Genomic DNA, 4,009 nt, shown 5'->3' with positions numbered 1-4,009 from the left:
CCGCACCTCCGCAGCAGACTCATGCCCCCCTCAAAGAATGGGGGGGGCTGACTGGTTTTATTATGACACAGTCTGTTCGCTGGAATGACAGACAAAAAAATACATAGTGCGTTTGCCCCCTATAACTCTTTTGCATCGTTGGCTTTTATTATCTCCTGTATGTTACAGTACTTCAGGTGACAGGTGTTTTTGTAAGGAAAGAAACAGAGTGATTGTTAATCAAGTTGCAGCGCTGAGGTTTATATTTTATGAAATATGGGGTTTATGGCATGGTTTTTGCTTCTCTCTCTCTCTCTCTCTCTCTCTCTCTCTCTCTCTCTCTCTCTCTCTCTCTCTCTCTCTCTAACCATCATAGCGGCTTTTCGGTAGGGTTCCCCAATATGGAAAACAGGCAATGTCAGTGTTTCCATTATGAGGTGAACTTAATATGTTTCTGAAAACTGCAATTAAACGAAAGGTGCTTCTCTACACTATCGTTATTTTTATAGTGATTTCAATAACATCTTATATTTTCCACAATAATATTCGAGACAGAAGCAAATTAGATAGAACTCCTAAAAAGGTAACAATTGCAAGCGTCAACGACTTACATGCCGCTGTTGTCAATTTAGCCTTCAAAAAAGGGTATTTTAAAGATGAAGGTTTAGATGCAGATATTGTCCAGCACTCTTTTGGTAAAGCCGCTCTTAAAACAATGATAGCAGGAAATGCTGATTTTGCAGCAGTAGCTGAAACACCTGTAATGTTTAGTATTTTAAAAGGTGAAAAGATATACATCCTGTCTTCTATTCAAAATTCAGCAAAAGCAGCTTTCGTGATTGCCCGAAAGGACAGCGGCATATCGACTGTGGACACTCTTAATGGAAAGACGATTGGTATACCTAAAGGTACGACGGGAGATTATTTTTTTTATTTGTTTTGCATGGTTCATGGTATAAAATACAGTGAGCTTAAATTTATAGATAAAAAGCCGGAGGAACTATTAGACGCACTGCTCAGGGGAGAAGTTGACGCCGTATCGGTCTGGCAGCCTTATGCATTGGAAATATTAAAACGTCTGTCTGATAAAGTAACCGTATTCCAAATTGAAGGAATTTATACGGCGACTTTTACTCTTACTGCAAAACAGGAGTATGTCCAAAGAAATCCTGAGATTGTCGAAAGGATTTTGGCTGGACTATATCGGGCAGAACAGTTTATGAGGCAGGAACCTGTGAAATCTCAGGAGATTCTTGCAGATTGTTGTAAGCTTGACATTGCTATGGTTCAGGAACTGTGGGGTGTGAATAATTTTGATTTAACCCTTGACCAATATCTCGTTAATTTATTAGACAATGAAGCACAGTGGGCAATCAGTGAGCATATTGTGGAAACTCACGTAGATGCCGACTACCTGGATTACATATATCTGAGTGGTCTAAAGAAGGTTAAACCTTATGCAGTCAGCATAATTAAGTAGGCGGTATGAAAATTAAAACAAAGATAAGTGTGATAGTTTTAATGCCATTTGTAGCGTTAGCTGCTGTAATAGCTACGATTTTATTTTATTCATCTTACGAGAAGAAATTTGAAAGACAACGCACGGCTGCTATCGAATTAGTAAAAAATACCTTTGATACCGTAATTATTACCAATGATATATTGATAAACGGCAGAAAGCGCGGCATACATCAATTGGAATCGATAAACAGTTCTATATCTCAGTTGTTTTCCGAGTTAAACTTGAATGGTCAATCACAGAGGGATATGGTAAAGGGCATAGCCGCGGACCACAAAGAGATAACTCATCTGTGCATAGTTTATTATAATATCTTTTTAGAGCAAAAGGACGCCGCCCTACAATCCACTGAATATATTAACCGGAGGAACATTGTTAGTGATCAATTATTGCTGCAGGCTTATTCTATTGTAATAAGAACATTATATCTCAGAGATATTGTTGAACAGAAGGAAAAAGAACTAACTAACAGGATGAGTACTTTTATTATATCTATGATTGGACTGCTTGTAATAACTGTTGGGTTTGTTTCAATCAAATTGGGCAGGGATATTATAGATGGACTAACAAAACTGCAAAAAGGTATAGAAACCATCTCTGCCGGTAATCTCAATTATATAGTTCCTAATGAGATACCTGACGAGATAGGCATATTAGCAGCGCATTTCAATAAAATGTCTGTAAAACTTAGAGAAACTTATATGGAGCTGAAAAATGAAATAGACAAACGAAGAATGAGTGAAATGGATCTGAGAGACAGCAATACTAAGCTCAACATGGCGCTTGAAGCCGCTCATATGGGCGATTGGGAATTGGACTTAATCGATGGCTCGTCCACACACCGTTCTTTGAAGCATGATCAGATTTTTGGATACAAGAAGCCATTGCCGCACTGGAATTTTTCTTTATTTTTGGAGCATGTACATCCAGATGATCGAACTCGCGTGGAAAAGTCTTATTATGAAGCGGCCAAAAATAATCAGGATTGGAATTTCGAATGCCGCATAATTCGCGCCGACAATGAAGAGAGTTGGATTTGGGCGGGAGCTAAAAGTATAATGGATGCCTCAGGTAGTCCTGTGCAAATGATTGGGTTGGTGCAGGATATAACCGAGAGAAAGACATTAGAGACAAAACTGGATAATATTCGACTTCAACTCCAATCGATAATAGACAGTACGAGCGCCGTCGTTTTTCTTAAAGATATACAAGGAAGATATATTTTTATAAATAGCCGGTATGAGATGCTTTTTCATCTGACTAAGGAAGGCATCGTAGGTAAGACCGACTATGATATCTTTCCTAAGGAGTTTGCCGATAGTTTCAGGGCAAATGATATGGAAGTGGAAAAAAAGAACGAGTCTTTGCATTTTGAAGAGATAGTGATGCATGACGATGTTTTGCACACGTATATTTCTGTGAAGTTCCCTATGCTTGATACAAAAGGGAATATATATGGTGTATGCGGGATAGCTACCGACATCACCGACCGTAAAAGAATGGAAGAGGAACTGAAGATATTAAATAAAAATCTTGAGTCAATGGTGGTAGAAGAGACTCAGAAGAGACGGCAAAATGAACAGATGTTAATCCAACAATCTAAGATGGCGGCAATGGGTGAGATGCTTGGACTAATTGCCCACCAATGGAGGCAGCCACTAAACGCAATAGCCTTAACAGTACAGGACATGAAAGATGCATATGCCTACGGCGAGCTTAACGAGGAGTATATAGAAAGAACTGTCGATATGACGATAGTGCAAACCTCGTTTATGTCAAAAACGATAAATGATTTCAGAGATTTTTTCAAGCCATCGAAGGAAAAATCAAAGTTCGATGTGAAAACAGCCATAGAGGAACTCCTGTCGATGTTTGGAACGCTGTTTAAGAAAAGCGATTTAGAGATTTCTCTGAGAGCAGACCAAGGCGCAGGGTTGATAACACTCGGATACCCCAACGAGTTTAAACAGGTGATACTAAACATTCTGAACAATGCCAGCGATGCTGTTGTTTTAAAAAGACAATCCGACACTTCACTACAAGGGCTGATAGAAATCGCAATCGGCACAGAAAAAGATAAGGTAATAGTATCGATAAGAGATAACGGTGGCGGTATACCAGAGAATCTGATGGAAAGAATCTTTGAAAACTACTATACGACCAAGGATAAGGGCTCAGGAATTGGACTCTATATGTCTAAAACAATTATAGAGACTAACATGGGTGGCAGCCTTACGGCAAGAAATGTTGACGCAGGGGCAGAGTTTTTAATTACCCTTGCCCTGTAGCAAATTCGAACAAATTTGGGACACATCATTTTACCCCATTTTTGTGACGCAGGCCCTTATCTCATTCAAGATTTCAGGGCAAACGCATTTGAAAAATCAGGCAGGAATTGCCTATCATTTGGCTCTGATCGATGGTTTCCTGGATTCCCGCTTTCCAGACTGTGTCATAATAGCACCCCCCTTTCTTTTGAGGGGTGGGCGTAGCGGCTAGGCAGCTGGGGTA

General features: G+C 39.6%; 3 protein-coding genes. 2 read left to right on the top strand and 1 reads right to left on the bottom strand.

The genetic code is table 11. The features are described 5' to 3' along the window. Positions 1 to 239: 239 nt before the first annotated feature. On the bottom strand, positions 240 to 410 hold the full coding sequence (locus ASN18_RS17690) for a DUF3915 family protein (RefSeq protein ID WP_236861857.1): 171 nt from the start codon (positions 408 to 410) through the stop codon (positions 240 to 242). Between the two features lie 17 nt (positions 411 to 427). Here ASN18_RS17690 and ASN18_RS16645 point away from each other — a divergent pair, with 17 nt between their 5' ends. Both ASN18_RS16645 and ASN18_RS16640 read left to right on the top strand, forming a co-directional pair. After that, the gene (locus ASN18_RS16645) at positions 428 to 1,459 is read left to right on the top strand and encodes an ABC transporter substrate-binding protein (protein ID WP_085053910.1); all 1,032 of its coding nucleotides are present in this window, start codon (positions 428 to 430) and stop codon (positions 1,457 to 1,459) included. A 5-nt stretch (positions 1,460 to 1,464) separates the two neighbouring features. Further along, positions 1,465 to 3,786 (top strand): PAS domain-containing protein, encoded by a 2,322-nt coding sequence (locus tag ASN18_RS16640; RefSeq protein ID WP_085053909.1) that lies wholly within the window; start codon positions 1,465 to 1,467, stop codon positions 3,784 to 3,786. Positions 3,787 to 4,009: the final 223 nt, after the last annotated feature.

Source organism: Candidatus Magnetominusculus xianensis, from assembly GCA_001541255.1.
Taxonomy (GTDB): domain Bacteria; phylum Nitrospirota; class Thermodesulfovibrionia; order Thermodesulfovibrionales; family Magnetobacteriaceae; genus Magnetominusculus; species Magnetominusculus xianensis.
Note: the sequence above shows the minus strand (reverse complement) of the source record. Positions and strands in the feature narration are given on the sequence as shown.